The sequence below is a fragment of the Luteimonas padinae genome, assembly GCF_014652935.1.
Lineage (GTDB): Bacteria > Pseudomonadota > Gammaproteobacteria > Xanthomonadales > Xanthomonadaceae > Luteimonas > Luteimonas padinae.
The window spans coordinates 38274-63019 of sequence record NZ_BMZT01000005.1; the positions used below are offsets into that span (position 1 = coordinate 38274).

Below are 24746 nucleotides of genomic sequence, written 5' to 3' on the forward strand. Positions count from 1 at the left end.
ACCGGTGGCCGACGCTACCCGCGCGGGCATGCGGCCCCGGTGAAGCCCGGCCGTGACGGTCGCGGAAACGCCTGGCGCCGCGGGCTCAGGGCGGCGCCAGGGCGTGCAGGCGCGCGGCCAGCGCGTCCAGGCGCAGCGCACCGGCCGCACCCGGCGAGGTGCGCGCCGCCAGGCTCGCCGCCGGATCGCCTTCCGCCCAGCGCACCGGATCAGCCGCCTGGCGGTAGGCCTCGCGGAAGGGCACGCCTTCGCGCGCCATGTCCACCGCGAGGTCGGTGGCATACATCGACGGCTCCAGCGCGGCGCGCATGCGCGCGATGTCCCAGTCGAGGTTACGAAGCAGGTCGGGCAGCAGCGCCAGCGCCTGCAGGCCCTTGCCGAAGCCGTGGAACAGCGCGCCCTTCGAGACCTGCAGGTCGCGGTGGTAGCCCGAGGGCAGCGACAGCAGCTGTTCGATCTCGCAGCGCGCGGCGGCGACGCTGGCGTAGGTCGCGCGCATCAGTTCGATGACGTCGGGGTTGCGCTTGTTGGGCATGATCGAGCTGCCGGTGGTGTACTGCGCCGGCAGCGTCGCGAAGCCGTACTCGCTCGAGGTGAACAGGCTGAGGTCCCAGGCCAGGCGGCGCAGGTCCAGCATCGCGCTGGACAGGGCCTCGAGCGCGGCCATTTCGAACTTGCCGCGCGAAAGCTGCGCGTAGGTCGCGGCCAGCTGCAGGCGGCCGAAGCCCAGCGCGGCGGTGGTGTGGTCGCGCTCCAGCGGCAGGTTGACGCCGTAGCCGGCGGCGCTGCCGAGCGGGTTGGCGTCGACCCAGGCGAGCGTGTCGGCGGCGCGCGCGGCGTTGTCGATGAAGCCCTCGGCCCACGCCGCCCACCACATGCCCAGCGAGCTCACCACGGCGCGCTGCAGGTGGGTGTAGCCCGGCAGCGGCACGTCGGCTTCGGCCTGCGCGCGTTCGAGCGCGATGCCCGCGATCTCGACGCACAGCGCCCGGGTGCGCGCCAGCTGTTCCTTCAGCCACAGGCGGGTGGCCACCAGTACCTGGTCGTTGCGGCTGCGGCCGGTGTGGATGCGGCGGCCGGCGTCGCCCAGGCGCTCGGTCAGGCGCGCCTCGATGGCGGAATGGCCGTCCTCGTAGCGGGCATCGAGTACGAAGCGGCCGGCGCTGAAATCGTCGGCCAGCGCGTCGAGCTCGCGGGCGATGCCCGACCGCTCGTCGCCGGAGAGGATGCCGATGCGCTCGAGGCCTTCCGCGTGCGCGCGACTGGCGGCGATGTCGTGCAGGAAGAACTCGCGGTCCAGCACCACGTCGTCGCCGGCCAGGAAGGCCTGGATGTCGGCGTCGACGGTGACGCCGGGCTTCTGCCAGAGGAGGTCGGACATGGTGGTCTCCGGGATGGTTGTCGGTGATGGGCTGGCGGCCGCAGCCCTCTCCCTGCAGGAGCGGCTACAGCCGCGACCGATGTAGCCTTGCGCAGGATCCGGTCGCGGCTGTAGCCGCTCCTACAGGGTGGGTGTGGGCGCTGAATCGGAGGGAATGCCTTCGATCTCGGGGTAGCCGAACGCGAGGTTGAGGTTCTGCAGCGCCTGCGTCGCCGCGCCCTTGAGCAGGTTGTCGAGGGTGGCGACGACGACCAGGCGGCGGCCGTCCTCCGACACCGTGAAGCCGCCGATCTCCACGCCGTGCCTGCCGGCGATGCGGCTCACCCAGGGCGCTTCGGTGCTCACGCGCACCAGCGGTTCGTGCTCGTAGCGCGCGCGGTACGCCGCCTCCACCGCCTCGGCCGTCACCGGCTCGTACAGGTGCATGTTCGCGGTCAGGGTGATGCCGCGGAAATGCGGAGCGACGTGCGGCATGAACTCCACGTCGTGGCCGAGGTGGCGGGTGACCTCGCGCTCGTGCACGTGGCCGGCCAGCGCGTAGGGCATGAGGTTGTCGCGCAGCTTGTCGGCGTCGTTGCGATCGGACGGCGTGGTCCCGGCGCCGGAATAGCCGGATACGCCGAAGCACTGCACCGGGCCGTCGAGCAGGCCCAGCATCGGCGCCAGCGCCAGCTGCATGGCGCTGGCATAGCAGCCGGGGTTGGCGATGCGGCGCTGGCCCGTGTAGCCGCCGCGCGTGAGCTCGGGCAGGCCGTAGTACCAGTCGCCGTCGAAGCGGTGGTCGGCGGACAGGTCGACGATCACCGGCCCCGCCGGCGGTGCCGCGGCAACGTCCGCGGCCGGCTCGACGGAGCCGTCCGCTGCGGCCAGCGAGGTGATGCACGCCTCCGACTTGCCGTTCGGCAGCGCCAGCACCCAGGCGTCCAGGCCCAGGTCGGCCAGGTCGTCATGCGCGAGGCTGCGGTAGCGCAGCCCGCCGCGGTACTCGGGCACGTGGTCGGCCACGCGCTGGCCGTCGAGCTCGCGCGAGGACACCGCGGCCAGTTCGAAGCCGGGATGCCCGGCCAGCAGCCGGATCAGCTCCGCGCCAGTGTGCCCGCGCGCGCCGACGATGCCGACGGTCTTCTTCATGCCTTCGCCTCCTCCACTGGATCGGCCAGCGTGGCCGGCCGCTCGGCGCAGTGCGCCACCGCGCGCTCGATCGCCGGGAAGCCGTCCATGCCGTACCAGAACACCCGCCAGGCCGCCTGGCGGAAGCAGCCCTCGGATTCCGAGTGGTAGAAGGCGTTGACGCCGTTGCCGTGGCGCGAGCGCCAGAACAGCGTCGGCGTATCCTCGCGCATCACCTGCCACACCGCGCGCCCCAGGCCTTCGCCCTGGGCATCGTCAAGCACCGCGAACTTGTCCAGGTAGGGAACGCCGTCGACCTCGGTGAGGATCACCGCGGTGCGGTAGTTCTCGCTGACATAGGCGCGCAGCAGCGGCGTGCGTTCGAAGTAGTCGGGCAGCAGCGCGCGCCCGAAGGCCGACTCCACCAGCGTGCGCAGCCGCGGCAGGTCGAGCGCGTCCCAGGACGTGGCCCGCAGCACGCGTTCGCCCCGGCGCACCAGGGTGCCCGAGCCCTTGTGCGTGAACAGCTCGCGGGCGAGCTGGTCGGGCCTGGTGATCGACACCGACGACGACGGCGGCAGCGCCATCAGCAGGTCGTGCACCTGTTCGATCTTGACCCGCATGCCCGAGTGCAGCCAGGGCTGCGCCATCAGGTCGTCGTACTCGGTGCTGAGGTTGATCGAGTCGATCACCCGGCCGTCGGGCCCGAGGAGGCCGCCGGTGCCGGTGAGGAAGACGATCTTGTAGGGCTGCAGCGTCTTGATCAGCTCGTTGGCGGCCCAGTCGGCGTTGACGTTGACGATCTGGCCGTCGGCGGTCTCGCCCAGCGAAGTGATCACCGGGATCGAGCCGGCCTTGATCGCCGCGCCGATGCCGTCGGTGTCCACGCGCACCACCTGCCCCACCAGGCCGTAGCGGTCACGGTCGAGGAACCGGCACTCGAACACGCCGGACTGGATCGAGGTTGCGCGCACGCCTTCCACCTGCAGCGCCTCGACCAGGCGCAGGTTCTGCTGCCGCATCACCCGGCGCACGATGGCCAGGCCCTCGGGGTCGGTGTAGCGCAGGTTGTCGACGGTGCGCTTGGCGATGCCCGCCTCCTGCATGGCCTCGTCGAGCTGCGGCCCGGCGCCGTGCACCACGATCGGCGTCAGCCCGACCTGCTGCAGGAAGGCCAGCGACGAGGTCAGCGCCTCGAGGTCGTCGCGCAGCACCGCGCCGCCGACCTTGACCACGGCGAAGCGCTTGGCGTCCAGCTGCGAGAACCGCTTCAGGTATTGGCTGATCTCCTTCGCACTGCCCATGCTCGAAAGCAGTCGGACGATGGTCTGGCGTGTCTGCGCATGTGCTTGCATGGTCTTTGCTTCGTAGGTTGCTTTTGTTTTTGCCACGGATGAACGCGGATTTGCACGGATAGAGCAACAGCTTTTTTGGCCACGGATTTGCGCGGATCACGCGGATCTGGCTGAGGCGAGCGCCAGCGCCGCGCACAGGCACAACATTCTTCTTTCAATCAGATCTTTCGCATCGGACTTGCCTCGGCTGGATCCGCGTCATCCGCGTTCATCAGTGGCAGATCTCTTGCTTTTGATGACCCGCGCCACCGAATCGGCATAGCGCTGGAGCTGCTCCAGGGCCACCCATTCGTCGGCGGTGTGGGCCTGGGCGATGTCGCCGGGGCCGTAGACGATGGCGTCGAGGCCGGCGGCGGAGAACAGCGAGGCTTCGGTCCAGAAGTCGACGGCGTTGCCGATCGGCAGCTCCAGGGCTTCGGCCAGGTCGCGGGCGGCGAGGCGGCGGTCCTCTGCGGCGGCGGTGTCGCCGGCCGGGAGCGCGGGGCCGTGGAAGGTGGCGGTGTAGTCGCTGCCTTCGGGCGCCAGGGCGGCGAAGCGGGCGTGCAGGTCGCCGACGTCGTGCGACGGGAGCGGGCGGAAGCCGAAGCGGACTTCGGCCGCCGGGGCGATCACGTTGGCCTTGATGCCGCCCTCGACGCGGCCGATGTTGAAGCGCAGGCCGGTCAGGCCGCCGAAGCGCTGGTGGGCTTCGCTTTCGGCCAGCGCCAGCGCATCGACGCCCCAGCGCATGGCCTTGTGCACGGCGCTGGCCGACAGCGCCTGCGCGCCGGAAGCGTGGCCGGCCTCGCCGTGGAAGCGCAGCTGCACGGCGGCGATGCCGCGGTGCGCGAGCACGGCTTCGCAGCCGGTGGGCTCGGCCACCAGCACCTGGCGGAAGCCGTGGTCGCTGGCCAGGAAGGCGGCAATGCAGCGCGGGTCGTTGGCCTCTTCGTCGCTGCTGAAGAGGAAGGCGGCGTCGCCTTCGACCGCCTGCGCGGCGGCGATCAGGGCCGCGGCCGCACCCTTGATGTCGCAGGCACCGAGGCCGATGGCGCGGTCGCCGGTGACGCGCAGCAGGTGCGGATCCGCGCTCCAGGCCGGCGAATCCGGCACCGTATCCAGGTGCACGTTGAACAGCCGCGCGGGATTCCCACGGCGCGCGAACAGCGACACCGCGCCGGCGCCGTGGTCGGTCACGGTGACTTCAAAGTCCGGCAGCTGGGCGCGGATGTAGTCGAAGATGCCATCGGTACCGATCGCACGCGGCGGGTTGCGGGTGTCGAAGCCCACCAGCGCCGCCAGGTGCTTCAGCACCGCATCCAGCAGTACCCCGCCATTGGCCGCACCCGTGCTCACGACTTGTTGATTTCCGCCCACAGGGTGCTGCTCATGCCGAACAGCTTGATGAAGCCCTCGGCCTCCTCCACGCCCCAGTCGGCCGACTGCGCGTAGGTCGCGCCGCTGGCGTTGAGGATGTGCGGCGAACGCACGGCCACCGCGTCGACGCGGCCGCCGCGGGTCTCCAGCACCACCTCGCCGTTGACCATGCGCTGCGAGGAGGCGAGGAAGGCTTCCAGGTCGGTCTTCAGCGGGTCGTGGTAGAAGCCCTCGTACACCAGCTCCACCCACTTGCGGCCGATTTCGGGCTTGAAGCGGTTCTGCTGCTTGGACAGCACCGCCTCCTCCAGCGCGCGGTGCGCGGCCAGCAGCGCGGTGAGGCCCGGCGCTTCGTACACGATGCGGCCCTTCAAGCCGATGGTGGTGTCGCCGGTGTACATGCCGCGGCCGACGCCGTAGGCGGCGAACATGGTGTTCAGCCGCGCCAGCAGCTTCGCGCCCGGCATCGCCTCGCCGTCCAGCGCCACCGCCTCGCCCTCGACGAAGCGCAGCGAAACCTGCAGCGGCTCGACCGGCCAGGCGCTGCGCGGCGCGCACCAGCCGCGCGCGCCCTCGCCCGGGGCTTCCCAGCGGTCGATCTCGCCGCCGGACATGGTGATGCCGAGCAGGTTCTCGTTGATGGTGTAGGCCTTCTGCTTCGACTGCACGCCGAAGCCGCGTTCTTCCAGGTAGGCCTGCTCGTAGGCGCGGGTCTGGGTGTGCTCCTTCTGGATCTCGCGGATCGGCGCCACGATGCGGTAGTCGCCGCTGGCCTTCACCGCCAGGTCGAAGCGCACCTGGTCGTTGCCCATGCCGGTGCAGCCATGCGCGATCGCGTTGGTGCCCAGGTCTTTCGCCCTCGCGAGCGCGGCGTCGACGATCAGATAGCGGTCGGAGACCAGCAGCGGGTACTGGCCCTGGTAGGCCTCGCCGGCGTGGATGAAGGGCTTCACGAAGCCCTCCCAGATCGCAGGGCCGCCGTCGATGGTGAGGTGGCTGGCCACGCCCAGCTCGGCGGCGCGTGCCTCGATCGTCTCGCGCTCGGCCGCGCTGACGCCGCCCGTGTCGGCGAACACGGTGTGCACGGCCCAGCCGCGCTCCATCAGCCACGGCACGCAGAAGCTGGTGTCCAGCCCGCCGGAGAATGCGAGCACGATGTCTTTGGATTCGGATGCAGCGTTCATGTCTGGGTTCTCTGGAAATCGCCTGCAATCGCCTGTAGGAGCAGCTATAGCTGCGACCACAAGAGCAGGACGGCGTCGGAGGAGCGGTCGCAGCTGTAGCTGCTCCTACAGGGGGGTGACGGGGTGACGGGAAAGGAATGGACGCCGGGAACTCAGCGCCCGGCCAGCGCCTTCATCACCGCCTTCTGCACGTGCAGGCGGTTGCCGGCCTCCTGCACGGCGATGCAGCGCGGTGAGTCCATCACCGCGTCGCTGGCCTTGACGTTGCGGCGCAGCGGCAGGCAGTGGCTGAAGACGCCGTCGTTGGTCAGCGCCATCTTGGCCTCGTCGACCATGTAATGCCGGTACTGGTCGCGGATCGGCTTCTCCGGGCCCCAGTTGCCGAAGTACGGCAGCGCGCCCCAGCTCTTGGCATAGACCACGTCGGCGCCGGCGTAGGCACTGTCGATGTCGTGGCTGACGGTCAGCGAGCCGCCGCTTTCGGCGACGTTGTCGCGCGCCCAGTCCATGTAGCGCTCGTCGAGCACGTACTCCGGCGTCGGGCACAGCAGGGTCACGTCCATGCCCATCCGCGTGGCGATGGTCAGCGCCGAGTTCGCCACCGCGGTGTTGAGCGGCTTCGGGTGGTAGGTCCAGGTCAGCACGTACTTCTTCCCGCGCAGGTCGCTGCTGCCGAAATGCTCCTGCAGCGCCAGCGCGTGCGCCAGCTCCTGGCAGGGGTGGGTGATGGTCTCCATGTTGATCACCGGCACCGTGGCGTACTTCGCGAAGCCCTTCAGCACCCGGTCCTCGCGGTCGACGGACCAGTCGACGAACTTCGGGAAGGCGCGCACGCCGATCATGTCGACATACTGGCTGAGCACGCGCGCGACCTCGGCGATGTGCTCCTCGGCCTCACCGTCCATCACCGTGCCCAGCTCGAACTCGATCGGCCAGGCGTCCTTGCCCGGCTGCAGCACCACCGCGTGCGCGCCCAGCTGGAAGGCGCCCAGCTCGAAGCTGGTGCGCGTGCGCATCGACGGATTGAAGAACACCAGGGCGATGGACTTGCCCTTCAGCGCATCGCCGAGCGGGTCGCGCTTCAGGCGCGCGGCCTCGGCGAGCACGGCGTCAAGCTGGGCCCGGGACCAGTCCTGGGTGTTGAGGAAGTGCTGCGGCGTGGTGGTCATGACGTGATCCGTGGAATCGGAAACAAAAAAACCCGGCGCGGGCCGGGCTTCGGAAGAACGGAATACAGGCGCAGTCCGGTCCTAACCCAGGGAAAGGTGGGCTTCCGGTCGGCGCGCGCGCGAGGTCATGCCTGCCGCCATGTAGGCGGAGGTCAGCAGACCGTGGACGGTGGCGCAGGCGTGTTGCATCGCGGCAATCTTCCCATGGGCCACGGCGGCCCGCAAGCGGCCGGCGGCCCGGCTCACTCGGCGCCGCCGCCGGGCACCACGGGGGTGACCGCAACCTTGACCCGCAGCCGGTTGCCGGGGTCGTTCGGAAGGCGGGAGCGGTACTTCACCCCCCGCACCACGTAATCCACGTCGTAGGCGATGGGACGCCGGAACTCGCGCTCCACCGGCACCATGCGGCAGTCCTCGTCGCCTTCGGCGGCCTGGTTCCCGCGGCCCGGCGTCAGCACGTCGCGCACCGCGCCGACGACGCGCGACAGCCCGCGCCGCTCCTCGCCCTGCTCGGGCGCGACCATCGACGACTGCTCGCAGCGTTCGACCATGCTGGTGGCGCGCAGCGTCTGGTACACCGGTTCGGCGCGCAGCACCTGCGCATACTCGTAGCGCACGTTCTCCGCCTGGATGACCGTGTGCTGGGCCCACGCCGGTGCCGCCGCCAGCGACGGAGCCAGGAGGAGCGGCAGCCACCGCTTGGCGGACAGGAAGGAATGCATGGCGATCCGGGAGTGTAGGCGCTGGCCGCCGCAAAGGGCTGAATCGTGGCTGTCACGCGCCCCCGCCGGTAGAATCGACGGCCTGCCCAGTGGCCCCAAGGCATGACCCTCAGACTCTTCAACAGCCTCACCCGCCGGGTGGAGGACTTCCAGCCCCGTGACCCCGCGCGCACGACGATGTACGTCTGCGGCCCCACGGTCTACAACTACGTGCACATCGGCAACGCACGCGGCCCGGTGGTGTTCGACGTGCTGGCCGCACTGCTGCGCCGGCGCTTCGGCGCGCTGGCCTACGCGCGCAACATCACCGACGTCGACGACAAGATCAACGCCGCCGCCGCCGCGCAGGGCGTGCCGATCTCGGCGATCACCGACCGCTTCGCCGCCGCTTACCGCGAGGACATGGCCGCGCTGGGCGTGGCGCCGCCGGACATCGAGCCCGAGGCCACCGCCCACATCGCCGAGATCATCGCCATGATCGAACGGCTGGTCGAAAGCGGCCACGCCTACGCCGCGGAAGGCCACGTGCTGTTCGCCGTAGCCAGCTTCGACGGCTACGGCAAGCTCTCGCGCCGCGCGCTGGAGGACATGCTGGCCGGCGCACGCGTGGACGTCGCGCCCTACAAGCGCGATCCCGGCGACTTCGTGCTCTGGAAGCCCTCCACCGGCGACCTGCCCGGCTGGGACTCGCCCTGGGGCCGCGGCCGGCCGGGCTGGCACATCGAGTGCTCGGCCATGGCCGCCGCCCACCTCGGCGAAACCATCGACATCCACGCCGGCGGCGTCGACCTGCAGTTCCCGCACCACGAGAACGAGATCGCGCAGAGCGAGTGCGCCCACGGCGGCGCGCCCTTCGCGCGCTTCTGGCTGCACAACGGCATGCTCAACTTCGGCGGCGCCAAGATGTCGAAGTCGCTGGGCAACATCGAGAAGGTGCACGACCTGGTGCGCAAGCACCCGCCCGAGGCGCTGCGCCACGCGCTGATGTCGGCGCACTACCGCCAGCCGCTGGACTGGTCGGACGCCCTGGTCGAACAGAGCGTGCGCACCCTGGACCGGCTGTACGGCACGCTGCGCGACGTCGACGCATTGCTGGCACAGCACGGTGCGACTGCGGACGGTGCGGCCGTCGCCTCCGCGGACGCCGCGATCCCCGACGCCATCGAAGCCGCGCTCGACGACGACCTCAACACCCCGCAGGCGCTGGCCGAGCTGGCGTCGATCGCCGGCAACGCGCGCGTGCTGCGCAATGCGATCGCCCAGGGCGAAGCCTCCGGCACCGGCCCGCTGCAGGCGCTGGCCACGCTGGCCGCCAGCCTGCGCGCGGGCGGCCGCGCGCTCGGCCTGCTGCAGCAGGCTCCCGCGGCGTGGTTCGGCCGGGGCGCGTCGGGCGACGACGACGCCCGCATCCAGGCCCTGGTCGAGGAGCGCGCCGCGGCCAAGCAGGCCCGCGACTTCGCCCGCGCCGACGCCATCCGTGAGCAGCTCGCCGCCGAAGGCGTGCTGCTCGAAGACACGCCGCAGGGCGTGCGCTGGAAGCGAGGCTGACACCCATGGACACCCGCACCCTGTTCCCGCTCGAAGCCAGCGCCGCCGAGGCCCAGGCCGCGATCCGCGACGAGTTCGCCTTCTTCGGCGACTGGTCCGAGCGCTACCAGTACCTGATCGACCTCGGCCGCAAGCTGCCGGAGTTCCCCGACGAATTCCGCACCGAGGCCCACCGCCTGCACGGCTGCCAGTCGATGGTCTGGATCGTGCCCTCGGGCGACGCCGACCGCCTGGACTTCGCCGCCGCAAGCGATTCGGCCATCGTCTCCGGCCTGGTCTACCTGGCGCTGCGCGTGTATTCGGGCCGCAGCGCGCAGGAAATCCTCGCCACCGACCCGGCCTACATCGCCGACATCGGCCTGGCGAAGCACCTGTCGCCCACCCGCAGCAACGGACTCGCTTCGCTGCTCGCCTTCATCCGCGACACGGCGCAGCGCGCGCTGGCGTGAGCATGCCGGCGTGAGCACGCCAGCGCCCGGAGGCGACGCGCCGGCCAGCCCGGCCGCGGGCGGAGGATCGCCGCTCCCTGCGCCGGTGGACGACGACCGCCTGGCGCCGCTGCGCAACGGGTCATTCCGCGGCCTGATGGCCTACCGCATCTGCACGATCATGAGCTACCAGATCGTGGCGGTGACCGTGGGCTGGCATGTCTACGAGCTCACGCGCAATCCGTGGATGCTCGGCCTGATCGGCCTGGCCGAGCTCATCCCCTACTTCTGCGTGGCGCCCTTCGCCGGCTACCTGGTCGACCACCTGCCGCGGCGCAAGCTCGGCATGGTGGCCTGCATCGGGCTGGCGCTGACCCCAGTCGCGCTGGCCCTGATCGCCTCCGGCGTCCTCGGCCAGGTGCGCGTGGGCTGGATCTACGCCGCGCTGGTGCTCACCGGCGCGGTGCGCGCCTTCCTCGGCCCGGTCTACAACGCGCTGTTCGCGCGCGTGCTGCCGCGCCCGCAGTTCGCGCGCGGCGCCAGCCTGGGCAGCATCGTGTTCCAGTCGGCGATGGTGCTGGGGCCGGCCGTGGGCGGCGTGATCGTGGGAGCCGCGGGCATGTGGGTGTCCTATGCCCTGGCCGCGGCGTTCGCGCTGGTGGCGGCGTTCGCCATCCGCAGGCTGCGGGTCACCGAGCCGGCGATCACCCTGCAGGGCGCGCCGATCTTCGCCAGCATCGCCGAGGGCGCGCGCTTCGTGTTCTCCAACCAGATCCTGCTCGGCGCGCTCGCCCTGGACATGTTCGCGGTGCTGTTCGGCGGCGCGATCTCGCTGGCACCGGCCTTCATCCGGGAGATCCTGCACTACGGGCCCGAGGGCCTGGGCATCCTGCGCAGCGCGCCGGCGCTGGGCGCGGTGGCGATGGGCGTGGTCCTGGCGCGGCATCCGCCGACCCGCCACGCCGGGCGCATCCTGCTGGCCGCCGTGGTCGGGTTCGGTCTGTGCATCATCGGTTTCGGGCTGTCGACCTCGTTCTGGCTCTCGGCGACCTTCCTTCTGCTGTCGGGCATGTGCGACGGCGTCTCGGTGGTGCTGCGCTCGACCATCCTGCAGCTGTCCACGCCCGACGAGATGCGCGGCCGGGTGTCGTCGATCAACGGACTGTTCGTGGGCTCGTCGAACGAGCTCGGCGCGTTCTACGCCGGCTCGATGGCGCGGCTGCTGGGACTGGTGCCGGCCGTGGTGCTGGGCGGCTGCGTGACCATGACCGCGGCCGCGGTCACCGCCTGGCGCGCGCCCAGGCTGCGGACGCTGGACCTCCGCGAGCTGCACTGATCCCTCGAAAGCCCGCGCTCCCCTTGTGGGAGCAGCTACCGCTGCGACCTGCCGTTTCCGCAGTCCGGGTCGCAGCGGTAGCTGCTCCTACAATGGAGAGCGAGGCGTGGTCGGAGTGGGCGCGGAAACGGAAAAGCCCCGCGCGGGCGGGGCTTTCCTGGCGTCGCGCGAGCCGATGGCTCAGTCGCCGATCTGCTTCTGCAGGTGCTCCCAGCGCTCCTGCTCGTCGATGGTGCGCTCGGCGGTGAGGCGGGCCTCGAGGCGGTCCAGGCCGATCTCCTCGCCGGAGTCGACGCTGTAGCCGTATTCGCCGGAGTCGACGCGCTTGAGCGTGCTGTCGATCTTGCCGATCAGCTTGCGGTAGCGGTCGCGGGTGCGCAGCTCCAGCGAGTTCTCGGTCTCGCGGGTGGCGCGCTCGGCGTCGTCGCCGACGTCACGCACCTCGTCCTTGAGGTTCTCGATGGTCTGCTTGGACTCCTCCACCAGGTCCGCGCGCCAGTCCAGCAGGCGCTGGCGGAAGTACTCCAGCTGCAGCGGGCTCATGTACTCCTCGTCCGCGCCGGGCTTGTAGCCCGCCGGCAGGATCGGGCGCCCGGTGGCCTCGTCGGTCTTGTAGGGAATGGTCTTGTAGCGCGGCTTCGGCGCGGGCGCCTGCGGCTGGCGGCTGGTCACGGCCTTGGCCACCTTGGCACCGCGACGGGCGGGCGCCTGGCGCGGCGCCGGCGTCGGCACCGGCGCGACCTTGGTCGAGGGCTTGGCGGTGGCCTTGCGGGCCGGCGCGGACGCCTTGGCCGGCGCGGGCGGGGCCTTGGCCACCGCCTTCTTCAGCGTCGCGGCGGGCACGGGCGACTTCGCGGTCGCCTTCGGCGCCGGCGCCTTGGCCACCGCGACCTTCTTCGCCACGGGCGCCTTGGCCGGGGCCTTCTTCACCGCCACCTTCTTCACCGCCGCCTTCTTCGCGGGCGCGGCCTTCTTCGTCGCGACCTTCTTCGCGGTGGTCTTCACCGGCGCCTTCTTCGCCGCGGCCTTGGCCGGGGCGGCCGTCTTCCCGGCCGGGGCCTTGCCCACCACCTTCTTCGCGGCTGCCTTCTTCGCGGCGGCCTTCTTCACCGCGGCCTTGGCCGGGGCGGCCTTCGTGGCCTTCTTCGCTGCGGGCTTGGCCGCCTTGGCGGCCTTCTTGACGGTCTTCTTCACTGCCACGTTCGGCGATCCTTCTGGGACAAGTGGGCGCCGGCGCGCTGACACGCGGCCGGCCGCCGGCCATGCAGCGGGAGCGGGGCATTCACCGACGTGGCCGCATGGCGGCGACGATTGACGTGTCCGGCCACCGGGAGCGCCCCGGAGGGCGCGCGAGTGGCCGGCGCCACACTCCCGTTGCTTGGACGGGAAAGCGGGGTGTTATACCCTGCCCTGACTGCAGCGGCAACCGCGGCGCACCGTACCCGCGCCCTTTCGCCGAAGCCTGCGATCAACCGCTCGCCCGACCGCTCGACCCGCCGCTTGATCGACCGCCTGCTCATCGCCCTGCTCCGCGGCTACAAGCGCTGGCTCAGCCCGCTGCTGGGGCCGCGCTGCCGCTTCGTGCCGACCTGCTCCGAGTACGCGATGCAGGCGATCTCGGCGCATGGCGCCCTGCGCGGAAGCTGGCTGGCGGCCCGGCGGCTCGGGCGCTGCCATCCCCTCCACCCCGGCGGTTTCGACCCGGTGCCGCCCCGCGACGACGGATCCCCCCAGCCATGACCGACACCCTGATCATCAACGCGCGCCTGGTGAACGAGGGCCGCGAGTTCGACGCCGACCTGCGCGTGCGCGGCGGCCGCATCGACGCCATCGGCAGCCTCTCGCCGCGCGAGGGCGAGACCGTGGTCGACGCCGCCGGCCGCCGCCTGCTGCCGGGCATGATCGACGACCAGGTGCACTTCCGCGAACCGGGCATGGAGTACAAGGCCGACATGGCCACCGAGTCCGCCGCGGCCGTCGCCGGCGGCCTGACCAGCTTCATGGACATGCCCAACACCAGCCCGCCGACGCTCGACGCCGCGGCGCTGGAGGACAAGTACGCCCGCGCCGCCGGCCGCGCCCGCGCCAACCACGGCTTCTACATGGGCGCCAGCAACGACAACCTCGAGGCCGTGCGCGCGATCGACCCGCGCGCGACGCCCGGCCTGAAGGTGTTCATGGGCGCGTCCACCGGCAACATGCTGGTGGACGATCCGGACACGCTCGACGGGATCTTCCGCGACACCCCGGTGCCGATCATCACCCACTGCGAAGACACCCCGATGATCGACGCCGAGCTGGCCCGCTACCGGGCGCAGTACGGCGACGACATCCCGGCCGCCTGCCATCCCGACATCCGCTCGCGCGAGGCCTGCATCAAGTCCACCCGCCTGGCGCTGGAGCTGGCGCGCCGCCACGACACCCGCCTGCACGTGCTGCACATCTCCACCGCCGACGAGCTGGCGCTGTTCGAGCCCGGCCCGCTGGTGGACGCGGACGGAAAGCTGCGCAAGCGCATCACCGCCGAGACCTGCATCCACTTCCTGCGCTTCGACCGCGCCGACTACGCCCGCCTCGGCCACCAGATCAAGTGCAACCCCGCGATCAAGGACGCCAGCGACCGCGAGGCGCTGCTGCAGGCGCTCGCCGACGACGTCATCGACGTGCTCGCCACCGACCACGCCCCGCACACCTGGGAGGAGAAGCAGGCGCCGTACACGCGCGCGCCCAGCGGCCTGCCGCTGGTGCAGTACGCCCTGGTGGCGGCGCTGGAATGCGTGCACGAGGGCCGCTTCGACACCGCGCGCGTGGTGCGGAAGTTCGCCCACGCGCCGGCGCAGCTGTTCGATGTGAAGGAGCGCGGCTTCCTGCGCGAGGGCTACTGGGCCGACCTGGTGCTGGTGGAGGACACGCCGTTCACCGTGAAGCGCGAAGACGTGCTGTCGAAGTGCGGCTGGTCGCCGTTCGAGGGCACCACCTTCCGCTCGCGGATCGCCTCGACCTGGGTCAACGGCGAGCTCGCCTGGGACGGTTCGCGGATCGTCGGCCCGGCCGTCGGCCGCCGCCTGGAGTTCGCGCGATGAGCGCCTGCCGGGCGGCCATCGCCTGCATCGGCGGGGGCGGCTGCACGGGTGAGGGCGGCTGCTCTTGTGAGGGCACCCGCGTGAGGGAGGGGCTGCGGTGACCACGGCCGGTGCGCTCCTGGTCGCCCTGCTGTCCGCCCTGCCCTGGGCGCTCGCGGTCGCGCAGGCGGCTCCCGCCGTCAGTGCCGCGAATGCCGCCGCCACTGCCGATGCGCGCGTGGTCTTTCCCGAACGCGTGCAGCAGGGCGCGCTGGTGCTGGGCAAGGTGCCGCCGGGCAGCCGGGTGGAATACGCCGGCCGCGTGCTGCGCGCCACCGGCTACGGCACGGTGGTGTTCGGCGTCGGTCGCGACGCCACTGGACCGCTGCGGGTGGCGGTGACCCGCCCAGACGGCAGCCGTGCCGAGGCCAGCATCGCGGTCGACCCGCGTGACTGGCCGATGGAGCGCGTCGACGGCGTGCCGCCGAAGACGGTCGAGCCGCCGCCGGCGATCGCCGAGCGCATCCGCCGCGAGCAGGCGCGCGTGACCGAGGCCCGCACCCGCGACGACGACCGTGCCGACTTCGCCCAGCGCTTCATCCGTCCGGTCGAGGGCCGCATCAGCGGCCGCTTCGGCAGCGGCCGGATCTACAACGGCAAGCCCGGCGCCGGCCACTCCGGCATGGACATCGCCGCCCCCACCGGCACGCCGGTGAAGGCCCCCGCCGCCGGCATCGTGACCTTCGCCGACCCCGGCCTCTACCTCACCGGCGGCACCGTGGTGATCGACCACGGCCACGGCGTCAGCTCCAACTTCCTGCACCTTTCACGCATCGACGTGAAGGTCGGCGACCGCGTCGAACAGGGCCAGGCCTTCGCCGCCGTCGGCGCCACCGGCCGCGCCACCGGCCCGCACCTGCACTGGGGCATGAACTGGTTCGACGTGCGCGTGGATCCTTTGCTCGTCCTGGAGCGGGAGTAAGCGCAGAAGACTTGCCACGGATGACGCGGATTTACACGGATAGAGCGAAAAGAGGAAAAAAGCTCATTGGCCACGGATTTGCGCGGATTACGCGGATCTGGCAGGGGCAAGTGCCAGCACCGCGCGCTGCACAAGCCTTCTTCTCCGGGTGAATCATTGGTATCAGTCTTGCCTCGGCCAGATCCGCATAATCCGCGCAAATCCGTGGCAAAAAAGCTCTTCGCTCTTCCTCTCTCTGCCTTTTCTGCTCTATCCGTGTAAATCCGCGTCCATCCGCGTCATCCGTGGCAAAAAAGCTACTACACCCCTCCGCCCATCAGCCGCCCGAGCAGCCGCGTGCCGGGTGAATTGGCGAGGTCCTGCGGAGAGACGAGGCGGGGGTTGGGGCGGTGGGCGAGGCGCTCGGCCTGGCCTCCGGTGCGCAGCAGGCCCGGCGCATCGAGGTGGGTGAGGACGCGCTGGCGCGCCTGGTCGAGGGCCTCGTCGGTCGGGACGTCGCCGGTTTCCATGAGCCTGCCGCCATCGGGCGCGCCGGTGCGCAGCCGGTCGCCGGCGGCCCCGGGGAACAGCAGCGGGCCGATCTCGGCGGCCAGGCGCTTCCAGTCGATGTCCGGGAACGGCGCGGTGCCGCGCTCGCCCTCGACGATCGGCGGCGCCAGGCGGCCGCGCGGATCGACGGCGCATTCCGCCCAGGCGCGATAGACGACCTCGCTGCAGACCATCGCCGGCGACGTCGACGGCACCGCGTGGTCCAGCGCGATCCGCACCAGCTTGCGCAGCAGCGGCTGCAGCGGCCACTTGCCGCGCACCGCCATGATCGCGCCGAACAGCGCCAGCTGGTCGACCGGGTACGGCGCGCCCAGCATCTCGCCGGCGCGGTCGCACACCAGCACCAGCTCGGCCGCCGCGAATGGGCGGGCATCGGGGCCCTGCGGGCGCCAGGCGTCGATGAAGTGGAAGTGCGCGTGCTCGGTGGCGCGGCGCGCGAGCGGATAGCGTCGCACCCCGCCCAGCGAGGCTTCGACGAGTTCGCCGCCGTCGACGACGATGCCGGCGTGGCTGTACACGCCGTCGCTGGCCCAGGCGATCAGGTCCGACAGCGGACCATCGCCCATCATCAGCAGGATGTCGCCTTCCTGCAGCGCGTCGACGCCGATCGCCTTCATGCCACTCCCGTCGTGCGCGATGTTCATGCCGATGCCCCTGCCAGCCCCGCCTCTTCCCGCGCCGCGCCCGACACCCGGTTGCGGCCGCCCTGCTTGCTCACGTACAGCGCGGCGTCGGCGCGTTCGACCAGCGATTCCACGGTGTCGCCGGGCATGGACTCGGCCACGCCGATGCTCAGGCTCGCGCGCAGCCGCAGCTGGTCGATCGTCAGTGGGCGGCCCCTGACCGAGACCCGCATCCGCTCGGCCACGGCAAGCGCCTCGGCCAGCGGCGTCGCCGGCAGCACCACCAGGAACTCGTCGCCGCCGTAGCGCCCGATGAGGTCGCCGGCGCGCAGCTGGTTGCGCACGCGCTGCGAGACGATGCGCAGGCACTGGTCGCCAACGCCATGGCCGTATTCGTCGTTGACCGGCTTGAAGTCGTCGAGGTCGACGAAGGCGATGCACAGGCCACCGCCGCCGCTGGCCTGCAGGGCCTGCCGCAGCCCGGCCTCGATGCCGGAGCGGTTGAGCAGGCCGGTGAGCTTGTCGGCCACCGCCAGCGCGCTGGCATGGTCGCGGTCGCGGCGCAGCTCGAGCAGCTTGTCGGCCAGGCCGATGGCCAGCAGCAGGCTGGCGAGCGCGAAGCTGCCGGCAAGCCCCTGCGCCAGCCACGGCGGCGCGTCCCACAGCCCCATGTGGCCCGTGGCCACCAGCGTGGTGAAGACCATCAGCGGCAGCCACGAGGCCATCACCACGCGCCCGGGACGGTCACCGCGCAGCGCCAGGATCGTGCTCCCGGCCAGCAGCAGGATGGACGACAGGATCAGGCCGAGGTTGCCCGCGAGGATCTGCCAGCGGGCGCTGGCCACGAGTGCGCCGATGCCGCAGGACGCCGACAGCGCCGTGCCCAGCCACAGCAGGCGGTCGATGCCGGGCAGCTTGCCGGGCAGGTCGAGATAGCTGCGCTGGAACAGGTTGCTGCAGACCACGCCGAAGCCGCCGACCAGCACGTGCGCGCGCGTCGTCGAGAACAGATATTCGGCGCCCGGCAGCAGCCGCGCGTCCCCGCCCACCGCCACCAGGTAGAGCACCGCGAAGCACAGCATGCCGCCGAACCAGGCGAAGCTCGATTCGCCGGTGCCGATCCGGAAGATGAAGGCCAGCACGGCGAGCAGCACGAGCACCGACAACACCAGCGTGCGCCAAGCGACATAGGCCAGGTCGTCGCGGTGCACCTGGGCCAGTGGCTCGATCGCCAGCTGCATCGGCAGCGCGGAACGGCCCTCCATCCGCAGCCACACCGCCGCGCCCGCCGGCAGGCCCTGCGGCAGCTCGATGACCAGGGCACGGTGCGCATGGGTGGGAGCGGCGTGCTCGCCGTACAGGGCCGCGTGAACGGGCCCGTCGCGCCCGGGAACCCAGGCCTGCACGCGATTGACGAACGGCGAGCGCAGCAGCAGCTGAGGCCGCTCCGCGGCGGGCACCGGAACCGGCGAGGTGATGCGCCACCAGCCGACCTCGCCCTGGCGCAGCTGGATCACGGGCGCGACCGCGGGCTTCAGGCCTCCGTCCAGCCGCCCCGCACGCAGCGCCGCGACATCGACGCCCGCGGCGTCGGCGACCTCCAGCGGCTGCAGCACCAGGGGAAACCCGGCGGACGTGGCCGCGGCGGCGAGCGGCCACGCGCACAGCACCAGCAGCAGCCAGACGCCGCTCCAGTACGCACGATGCCTGCGTATCCCCATCCCCATCGCGCCATCGTATCCCAGGCTCCGACCGGTGCGGGATGGCGGGCTACTCCAGCTGCCCGGTCACCCGGGCCACGGCGTCATGGGCGTGGAGGCTCTCGAAATGCGACACGGTGGCGTCGAAGCGGGCGACGGCGGGGCTGGCGGAGATGGCGGCGGCGACGCGGCGGGCCGCGTCCTCGCAGAACATCAGGTTCTCGGCGTTGGCGCGGGCGAAGGCCTGCTCGTCCTCGCGCTTGACCGCGGTCTGCACCGGGGTGCCGAGCGCGGCTTCGATAGCATCGACGAGTTCGAGCAGCGGCAGCGCCTCGACGTCGTCGCGGAGGGTGACGCGCACGTCGGCACGGCTGCGCTGGGCGTGCGGGGTCGCGGCCAGACCGCGGCCGGACGACAGCCACTCGCGCATGTCGACCTTCGACGGCGCATCGTCGCCGGCGAAGTCGGCTTCGAAACGGTCGGCGTTGGCCCGGCGCGACAGCGCCGCCGAGGCCGGGCAGGTGCTGGAATAGTCGACGCCGAAGGCGAGCACGATCTCCGTGCCCGCGGGCGAGAGGGTCGCGTCGACCTCGACCGGATAGGCCTTCCAGCCGGCGTTGTCGCTGGCCAGCGCGCGGCGCCTGAGCAGCTGGTCCCAGCGCAGCGTCAGGCGCGCGGTAGTGGCCAGCCCGGACTGCGAATCGATGCATTCGCGCAGCAGCCCACGCAGGCCGGACACGGCCAGGGGCTTCGCCGAAAGCGCGTCCTGCACCAGCAGGTACAGCCGCGACATGTGGATGCCGCGCGTCTCGGCGCTGGCCAGGTCCACGCCGATGTCGGCGGAGGCCGGCACCCGCTGCGGCTCCCCGCCCTCGCCCGCCACGCACAGCGGCAGCGCGATCCGGCGCATGCCGACCCAGTCGAGCGGCCGCGCGGCCGCGGCGCGGTCGTAGGCGACGTCGGGCAATGCCGGAGGCTGCTTGGAAGAAGTCACGCGTGAACCTGCAAACGGAAGCGGTGCGCAATTCTACCCGTGCATCGGCCGTGGCCCGGCGAAACGCTGCATGCCGCATGGAGTTTCCACGCAGGCAGGCTGCAGGCAGGCTCAGCGCGCCGAACGCGCGCCGCGCCAGGCCGCGAACAGCGCGCGCAGTGGTGGCACCGGGGTGGCAGGCCGAAGCTGGCGGGCCGCGACCAGGGCGGCGGCGATGCCGCGGGGCCGGCTGCCGGCGCGGGCCGGCACCGCCTCGCCATCGTCGGCGTCGATCGCGTCCATCGACGCCGCCTGCATCAGCCTGCGCTCGCCGAGCAGGCTGGCCAGCACCGCGGCCCGGGCGGCGTCATCGTCGCGGCCGTCGAACAGCGCCGCCTCGCAGGCCGCGACCGCGGTCGCGAAGGCCTGGCCGGGCACGGCGTCGCCATGTGCGTCCCGCGCAACCGCGTCGTCAGGGGCGTCACCGCGCAGGGCGCGCAGGTCCGGCAGCGCGCGTCCCAGCGCCTGCCACGGCGCCGCCCGCGGCTGCAGCAGCGCGCCGAGCGGGTGGCGGCGCGCCCCCTTGCCCCACCCGACCAGCTCCTCCTGCCACCACGCCAGCTTGGCCAGCCCGGGCGTGGGATCGCCGCCGCCCCAGGCGGCATCGGCCAGTTCCTGCAGCAGGGTGAACCAGGCCTCGACCAGCGGCCGCCGCGCGGCCGGCACGAACACCATCGCCAGCTCCCACTCCGGCCAGCGCGCGCGCCACTTGGCGACGAAGCTGCCGGTGTCGTCGCGGACGTCGACGTCGATGCTCACGGCCAGGCGTCCGGATCGAGGAGGTCGGCGGGCGCCTCCACCATCGCGTCGGCCTCCCAGGCCAGCGGATCGTCGTGCTGCAGCCGGTAGCCCCAGAGCGCGACCAGCGAACGCATGCCGGCGGCGCGAGCGGCGAGGATGTCGCGCTCGTCGTCGCCGACATAGACGCAGTCGGCGACCGCGAAGCCCATCGCCTCGGCCGCGTGCAGCAGCGGCAGCGGATGCGGCTTGCGCTCGGCCAGGGTGTCGCCGCCGATCAGCACGCCGCTGCGCGTCTCCCAGCCCAGCGCGGGCATCAGGCCGCGCGCGAGGTACTCGGGCTTGTTGGTGACGATGCCCCAGCGCGCGCCGTCGGCTTCCAGCGCGGCCAGCATCGCCTCGATGCCGTCGAAGGCGGCGCCGTGGCGGCCGAGCTCCTCCGCGTACACGTCCAGGAACTCGCGGATGAGCTCCGGCGGCACCTCGCCGCCGAGTTCAGGGAACGCCGCCGCGCTCATCGCGCGCGCGCCCTTGGAGACGTGCGGGCGCAGCTCGGCCAGCGGCATCGGCGGCACGCCGCGCGCGGCGCGCATGCGGTTCACGGTGGCGGCCATGTCCGGCGCGCTGTCGAGCAGGGTGCCGTCGAGGTCGAACAGCACGCAGCGCGGGAAGCGCCCGCGACGCGCGCCGGCACCTCCGTGGCCCGCGCCGGCCGCGGCATCCGCGCCGCTCACGGCGCGTCCGGCTTCGTCGCCGCGGCGAGGTAGTTGACGTCGGTGCGCGAGGACAGGCGCGCACGGTTGGCCCAGGGCTCGTAGGCCAGGCCGGCGACGTCGTCGAGCTGCAGGCCGGCCTCGCGCAGCCAGGCAGCAAGTTCGGACGGGCGGATGAAGTCGCGGTACTGGTGGGTGCCGCGCGGCAGCAGGCGCGCCACGTACTCGGCGCCGACGATGGCCAGTGCGAAGGCCGCTGGCGTGCGGTTGAGCGTGGACACGAACAGCTTGCCGCCCGGCTTCAGCAGCGCCGCGCAGGCGCGGATGATCGCGCCCGGATCGGGCACGTGTTCGAGCATCTCCATGCAGGTCACCGCATCGAAGCTTCCCGCGGCCTCCGCCGCCAGCGCCTCGACCGACTGCACGCGGTAATCGACCTTCACCCCGGATTCCAGCGCGTGCAGCCGCGCCACGCGGACCAGGTCGTCGGCCAGGTCGATCGCGGTCACCCCGGCGCCGGCGCGGGCCATGGCCTCGCTCAGCAGGCCGCCGCCGCAGCCGACGTCGAGCACCTTCGCGCCGGCCAGCGGCCGACGCGCGGCGACGTAGTCCAGGCGCACGGGGTTCAGCGCGTGCAGCGGCTTCTGCGGGCCTTCCGGATCCCACCAGCGGTTGGCCAGCTCGGCGAACTTGTCGAGCTCGGACTGGCGGAAGTTGGTGCCGTGGGGCGAGGTGGTCATGGGCGGCTCGGAGTTGGGGGGAAACACCGGCGCCTCAGGCGCCGGTGCGGACGCCGGCCATGCGCGCGCGCCACTGGCGGGCGTTGGCGACCAGGGCGGCGGGGTCCATGTCGACCAGTTCACGCGCGCGCAGCTTCGCCGCACCCGCGATCCAGACGTCGGACACCTGGTGGCGGCCGGCTGCATAGACCAGCTGCGAAACCACGTGGTGCAGCGGCTGGGTCTCGAGGTCTCCGAGGTCGATGCAGGCCATGTCGGCCTGCTTGCCCGGCTCCAGCGAACCGATCCGGTCGTCGAAACCGATCGCCTTGGCGCCGCCCAGGGTCGCCGCGCGCAGCGCCGTGAAGGCGTCGAAGCCGGCGGCGTCCTGCGCCACGGCCTTGGCCAGCAGCGCCGCGGTGCGGGTTTCGCCGACCATGTCGAGGTCGTTGTTGCTGGCACAGCCGTCGGTGCCGATGGCGAGGTTCACCCCCGCGCGTTCCAGCGCGCAGGCCGGGCAGAAGCCGGAGGCCAGCTTCAGGTTCGATTCCGGGCAGTGCACCACGCTCACCCCGCGCTCCGCGCAGAGGTGGATCTCGGCCTCGGTGAGCTGGGTCATGTGCACCGCGATCAGGCGGTCGTTGACCAGGCCCAGGCGGTCCAGGCGCGCGATCGGGCGCTGGCCGTGCTCCTTCAGCGACTGCTCCACTTCCTGCGCGGTCTCGTGCAGGTGCAGGTGCACCGGCACGTCCAGCTGGTCGGCCAGCATGCGCACGCGCTCGAAGTTGGCGTCGTTGACCGTGTACGGCGCGTGCGGCGCGAAGGCCATGGCGATCAGCGGGTCGCCGCGCCACTGGTCGTGGACGGCGCCGGCCTTGTCGAAGTACTCGTCGTCGCCCGCCGCCCAGGCGGTCGGGAAGTCGATCACCGGCAGGCCGACCCGGGCGCGGAAACCGTGGCGCTTGTACACGGCCGCCTGCACGTCGGGGAAGAAATAGTTCTCGTTGCAGCAGGTGGTACCGCCGCGCAGCATCTCGGCGATGGCGAGCGCGATGCCCTCGGCAACGAAGTCCGGCGCCATCACCGCGGCCTCGATCGGCCAGATGTGCTGCTGCAGCCAGACCTTGAGCGGCAGGTCGTCGGCGATGCCGCGCATCAACGTCATCGGGTTGTGGGTGTGGGCATTGACGAAGCCCGGCAGCAGCACGCCGTCGGGCCGCGACACCACCTCGGCCGGCGCGAAGCGCGCGCGCGCCTCGGCCCGCGGCAGCACGGCGACGATCGCGCCGCCGCGCACCGCCACGGCATGGTCCTCCAGGACCACGCCGTGCGGCTCCACCGGTACAACGTATCCAGCCTCGACCAGCAGGTCGCAGGCCTCGGGCGCGCCCGCGTCGACCGCCATCACTTGACCCGGCTGACGTACTCGCCGGAGCGGGTGTCGACCTTGATCACCTCGTCCTGGCCGACGAACAGCGGCACGCGCACCACGGCGCCGGTCTCGAGCGTGGCCGGCTTGCCGCCGCCGCCCGAGGTGTCGCCGCGGACGCCCGGGTCGGTCTCGGTGATCTTCAGCTCGACGAAGTTCGGCGGGGTGACCTGGATCGGCGTGCCGTTCCACAGCGTGACCACGCATTCCTCCTCGCCCTTGAGCCACTTCTCGGCGCCGCCCATGCCGGCCGCGTCGGCCTGGACCTGCTCGAAGCTCTCGGGGTTCATGAAGTGCCAGTACTCGCCGTCGGCGTACAGGTACTGCATGTCGGTGTCGATGACGTCGGCAGCTTCCACCGAGTCGGTCGACTTCATGGTGATTTCCTGCACGCGGCCGGACTTGATCAGGCGGTACTTCACGCGCGTGAACGCCTGGCCCTTGCCCGGCTTGACGTACTCGGTGTCGGTGATGATCGCGGGTTCCGCGTGGACGAGGATCTTCATCCCGTTCTTGACGTCGTTCATGCCATAGCTGGCCATGCGTGCTCCTGCAGGGTTGGGCCGCCGGAGCGGCTAGAATGTGGCGGAAATGATACCCGCAGCCCCCCTTTCCATGCAGCCGCGCGGCTGGCAGCAGGCCTGGCGCGAGTCGGTGCGCGATCCGCGCGAGCTCCTGCGCCTGGTCGGCCTGGAGGCCGAGGCCGACGCGGTGCCTGCGGCCGCGCTCGAGGCCTTCGCCCTGCGCGTGCCCCGCGGATTCGTGGCCCGGATGCGGCCCGGCGACCCCCACGACCCCCTGCTCCGCCAGGTCCTGCCGCTGGCCGACGAGCTGCGCAGCGTGCCCGGCTTCGGCCTGGACGCGGTGGGCGACGCGGCCGCGAAGAAGGCCCGCGGCGTCATCCATAAATACGAGGGCCGGGCGCTGCTGGTGGCCACGGGCAGCTGCGCGATCAACTGCCGCTACTGCTTCCGCCGCCATTTCCCCTATGCCGAGGAGACCGCCGCCGCCGGCGGCTGGGCCGACGCGGTGGCGGCGATCGCCGACGACCCCGGGATCACCGAGGTCATCCTGTCCGGCGGCGACCCGCTGTCGCTGGCCACCCGCAAGCTGGCCGAGCTGACGGACCGGCTGCGCGATATCCCGCACGTCCGCCGCCTGCGCATCCACAGCCGCCTGCCGGTGGTCCTGCCCGAGCGCGTGGACGACGAGCTGCTGGACTGGCTGCGCGGCCTGCCCTGGCCGGTGGCCGTGGTGGTGCACGCCAACCACGCCCGCGAGTTCGACGCATCGGTCGACGCAGCAATGGCCGCGCTGCGGGGCACCGGCGCCAGCCTGCTCAACCAGGCGGTGCTGCTGGCCGGCGTCAACGATTCGGCCGATGCGCTGGCCGAGCTCTGCGAGCGCGGCTTCGAGGCCGGCGTGCTGCCCTACTACCTGCACCAGCTCGACCGCGTCGCGGGCACCGCCCACTTCGAGGTCGACGACGCGCGCGCGCGCGCGCTGCACGCCGCGCTGGTGGCGCGGCTGCCGGGCTATCTCGTGCCGCGCCTGGTGCGCGAGCTGCCGGGCGACACCTCCAAGCGCGCACTGTGACCGCGGTCGCCGC

Annotated in this window: 23 protein-coding genes; 7 read left to right on the forward strand and 16 right to left on the reverse strand. The window is 71.9% G+C overall.

All coding sequences use genetic code 11. The features are described 5' to 3' along the window. Positions 1–85 precede the first annotated feature (85 nt). From argH to IE168_RS06775, 7 genes are all read right to left on the reverse strand, one after another. Positions 86–1381 (reverse strand): argininosuccinate lyase, encoded by a 1296-nt coding sequence (gene argH / locus IE168_RS06745; RefSeq protein ID WP_189496546.1) that lies wholly within the window; start codon positions 1379–1381, stop codon positions 86–88. Between the two features lie 120 nt (positions 1382–1501). Then, positions 1502–2512, reverse strand: a complete 1011-nt coding sequence (gene argC, locus IE168_RS06750) for an N-acetyl-gamma-glutamyl-phosphate reductase (RefSeq protein WP_189496548.1) — start codon at positions 2510–2512, stop codon at positions 1502–1504. Further along, positions 2509–3846 (reverse strand): acetylglutamate kinase, encoded by a 1338-nt coding sequence (locus tag IE168_RS06755; protein WP_189496550.1) that lies wholly within the window; start codon positions 3844–3846, stop codon positions 2509–2511. Before IE168_RS06755 ends, argC begins: the two co-directional genes overlap by 4 nt. Before the next feature lie 198 nt (positions 3847–4044). Beyond that, entirely contained in the window at positions 4045–5151 is a 1107-nt protein-coding gene (locus IE168_RS06760) for an acetylornithine deacetylase (protein WP_189496916.1), read from the reverse strand. Positions 5152–5177: 26 nt separating this feature from the next. Then, complete coding sequence (locus IE168_RS06765; RefSeq protein ID WP_189496552.1) at positions 5178–6386, reverse strand: argininosuccinate synthase; 1209 nt, start codon at positions 6384–6386, stop codon at positions 5178–5180. Positions 6387–6538: 152 nt separating this feature from the next. Continuing rightward, positions 6539–7555, reverse strand: a complete 1017-nt coding sequence (locus IE168_RS06770) for an N-acetylornithine carbamoyltransferase (protein WP_189496554.1) — start codon at positions 7553–7555, stop codon at positions 6539–6541. Between the two features lie 242 nt (positions 7556–7797). Continuing rightward, positions 7798–8277: a glycine zipper 2TM domain-containing protein gene (locus tag IE168_RS06775; protein WP_189496556.1), complete on the reverse strand. Its 480-nt coding sequence runs from the start codon at positions 8275–8277 to the stop codon at positions 7798–7800. Positions 8278–8379: 102 nt separating this feature from the next. Between IE168_RS06775 and cysS the strand changes: the two genes are divergently transcribed. The 3 genes from cysS (at position 8380) to IE168_RS06790 (ending at position 11589) form a co-directional block, all read left to right on the forward strand. Continuing rightward, positions 8380–9825 carry a cysteine--tRNA ligase gene (gene cysS / locus IE168_RS06780; RefSeq protein WP_189496558.1) on the forward strand — a complete coding sequence of 482 codons (1446 nt, stop codon included), beginning with the start codon at positions 8380–8382 and terminating at the stop codon, positions 9823–9825. 5 nt (positions 9826–9830) lie between these two features. Continuing rightward, on the forward strand, positions 9831–10274 hold the full coding sequence (locus IE168_RS06785; RefSeq protein ID WP_189496560.1) for a SufE family protein: 444 nt from the start codon (positions 9831–9833) through the stop codon (positions 10272–10274). A 136-nt stretch (positions 10275–10410) separates the two neighbouring features. Next, positions 10411–11589 (forward strand): MFS transporter, encoded by a 1179-nt coding sequence (locus IE168_RS06790; RefSeq protein ID WP_189496917.1) that lies wholly within the window; start codon positions 10411–10413, stop codon positions 11587–11589. Positions 11590–11769: 180 nt separating this feature from the next. Here IE168_RS06790 and dksA read toward each other — a convergent pair whose 3' ends face one another. Further along, on the reverse strand, positions 11770–12789 hold the full coding sequence (dksA, locus tag IE168_RS06795; protein ID WP_189496562.1) for an RNA polymerase-binding protein DksA: 1020 nt from the start codon (positions 12787–12789) through the stop codon (positions 11770–11772). 300 nt (positions 12790–13089) lie between these two features. Between dksA and yidD the strand changes: the two genes are divergently transcribed. From yidD to IE168_RS06810, 3 genes are all read left to right on the forward strand, one after another. Continuing rightward, entirely contained in the window at positions 13090–13329 is a 240-nt protein-coding gene (gene yidD, locus IE168_RS06800; protein WP_229823239.1) for a membrane protein insertion efficiency factor YidD, read from the forward strand. Further along, a complete protein-coding gene (locus tag IE168_RS06805; protein ID WP_189496564.1) occupies positions 13326–14672 on the forward strand; it encodes a dihydroorotase in 1347 nt (448 codons plus the stop codon). The genes yidD and IE168_RS06805 overlap by 4 nt, the downstream gene beginning before the upstream one ends. Positions 14673–14811: 139 nt before the next feature. Then, complete coding sequence (locus IE168_RS06810) at positions 14812–15633, forward strand: M23 family metallopeptidase (protein ID WP_229823241.1); 822 nt, start codon at positions 14812–14814, stop codon at positions 15631–15633. Positions 15634–15932: 299 nt separating this feature from the next. On the opposite strand, the gene IE168_RS06815 is transcribed toward IE168_RS06810, so the two are convergent. The 8 genes from IE168_RS06815 to efp all read right to left on the reverse strand — a co-directional run bounded on the left by IE168_RS06815 (position 15933) and on the right by efp (position 23679). Next, entirely contained in the window at positions 15933–16826 is an 894-nt protein-coding gene (locus tag IE168_RS06815) for a hypothetical protein (RefSeq protein WP_189496566.1), read from the reverse strand. After that, complete coding sequence (locus IE168_RS06820) at positions 16823–18526, reverse strand: GGDEF domain-containing protein (protein WP_189496568.1); 1704 nt, start codon at positions 18524–18526, stop codon at positions 16823–16825. The genes IE168_RS06815 and IE168_RS06820 overlap by 4 nt, the downstream gene beginning before the upstream one ends. Before the next feature lie 49 nt (positions 18527–18575). Beyond that, positions 18576–19499, reverse strand: coding sequence for a GTP cyclohydrolase FolE2 (folE2, locus tag IE168_RS06825; RefSeq protein ID WP_189496569.1), 924 nt, complete (start codon positions 19497–19499; stop codon positions 18576–18578). Between the two features lie 111 nt (positions 19500–19610). After that, positions 19611–20297 (reverse strand): isoprenoid biosynthesis enzyme family protein, encoded by a 687-nt coding sequence (locus tag IE168_RS06830; protein ID WP_189496571.1) that lies wholly within the window; start codon positions 20295–20297, stop codon positions 19611–19613. Continuing rightward, entirely contained in the window at positions 20294–20935 is a 642-nt protein-coding gene (gene gph / locus IE168_RS06835; protein WP_268245199.1) for a phosphoglycolate phosphatase, read from the reverse strand. The genes IE168_RS06830 and gph overlap by 4 nt, the downstream gene beginning before the upstream one ends. Before the next feature lie 71 nt (positions 20936–21006). Continuing rightward, positions 21007–21729 (reverse strand): bifunctional 2-polyprenyl-6-hydroxyphenol methylase/3-demethylubiquinol 3-O-methyltransferase UbiG, encoded by a 723-nt coding sequence (ubiG, locus tag IE168_RS06840; protein WP_189496575.1) that lies wholly within the window; start codon positions 21727–21729, stop codon positions 21007–21009. 34 nt (positions 21730–21763) lie between these two features. Further along, positions 21764–23113, reverse strand: coding sequence for a TRZ/ATZ family hydrolase (locus IE168_RS06845; protein ID WP_189496577.1), 1350 nt, complete (start codon positions 23111–23113; stop codon positions 21764–21766). Beyond that, the gene (gene efp / locus IE168_RS06850; protein WP_189496579.1) at positions 23113–23679 is read right to left on the reverse strand and encodes an elongation factor P; all 567 of its coding nucleotides are present in this window, start codon (positions 23677–23679) and stop codon (positions 23113–23115) included. The genes IE168_RS06845 and efp overlap by 1 nt, the downstream gene beginning before the upstream one ends. A gap of 49 nt (positions 23680–23728) precedes the next feature. Here efp and epmB point away from each other — a divergent pair, with 49 nt between their 5' ends. Continuing rightward, positions 23729–24733 carry an EF-P beta-lysylation protein EpmB gene (gene epmB, locus IE168_RS06855; protein WP_189496580.1) on the forward strand — a complete coding sequence of 335 codons (1005 nt, stop codon included), beginning with the start codon at positions 23729–23731 and terminating at the stop codon, positions 24731–24733. The last annotated feature ends 13 nt before the right edge of the window (positions 24734–24746 follow it).

What these genes read in the sequence shown, in the direction of transcription:
- argH (WP_189496546.1), bottom strand. Translation starts at nt 1,381, where the DNA reads ATGTCCGACCTCCTCTGGCAGAAGCCCGGCGTCACCGTCGACGCCGAC.
- argC (WP_189496548.1), bottom strand. Translation starts at nt 2,512, where the DNA reads ATGAAGAAGACCGTCGGCATCGTCGGCGCGCGCGGGCACACTGGCGCG.
- IE168_RS06755 (WP_189496550.1), bottom strand. Translation starts at nt 3,846, where the DNA reads ATGCAAGCACATGCGCAGACACGCCAGACCATCGTCCGACTGCTTTCG.
- IE168_RS06765 (WP_189496552.1), bottom strand. Translation starts at nt 6,386, where the DNA reads ATGAACGCTGCATCCGAATCCAAAGACATCGTGCTCGCATTCTCCGGC.
- IE168_RS06770 (WP_189496554.1), bottom strand. Translation starts at nt 7,555, where the DNA reads ATGACCACCACGCCGCAGCACTTCCTCAACACCCAGGACTGGTCCCGG.
- IE168_RS06775 (WP_189496556.1), bottom strand. Translation starts at nt 8,277, where the DNA reads ATGCATTCCTTCCTGTCCGCCAAGCGGTGGCTGCCGCTCCTCCTGGCT.
- cysS (WP_189496558.1), top strand. Translation starts at nt 8,380, where the DNA reads ATGACCCTCAGACTCTTCAACAGCCTCACCCGCCGGGTGGAGGACTTC.
- IE168_RS06785 (WP_189496560.1), top strand. Translation starts at nt 9,831, where the DNA reads ATGGACACCCGCACCCTGTTCCCGCTCGAAGCCAGCGCCGCCGAGGCC.
- IE168_RS06790 (WP_189496917.1), top strand. Translation starts at nt 10,411, where the DNA reads ATGGCCTACCGCATCTGCACGATCATGAGCTACCAGATCGTGGCGGTG.
- IE168_RS06805 (WP_189496564.1), top strand. Translation starts at nt 13,326, where the DNA reads ATGACCGACACCCTGATCATCAACGCGCGCCTGGTGAACGAGGGCCGC.
- IE168_RS06815 (WP_189496566.1), bottom strand. Translation starts at nt 16,826, where the DNA reads ATGAACATCGCGCACGACGGGAGTGGCATGAAGGCGATCGGCGTCGAC.
- IE168_RS06820 (WP_189496568.1), bottom strand. Translation starts at nt 18,526, where the DNA reads ATGGGGATACGCAGGCATCGTGCGTACTGGAGCGGCGTCTGGCTGCTG.
- ubiG (WP_189496575.1), bottom strand. Translation starts at nt 21,729, where the DNA reads ATGACCACCTCGCCCCACGGCACCAACTTCCGCCAGTCCGAGCTCGAC.
- IE168_RS06845 (WP_189496577.1), bottom strand. Translation starts at nt 23,113, where the DNA reads ATGGCGGTCGACGCGGGCGCGCCCGAGGCCTGCGACCTGCTGGTCGAG.
- efp (WP_189496579.1), bottom strand. Translation starts at nt 23,679, where the DNA reads ATGGCCAGCTATGGCATGAACGACGTCAAGAACGGGATGAAGATCCTC.
- epmB (WP_189496580.1), top strand. Translation starts at nt 23,729, where the DNA reads ATGATACCCGCAGCCCCCCTTTCCATGCAGCCGCGCGGCTGGCAGCAG.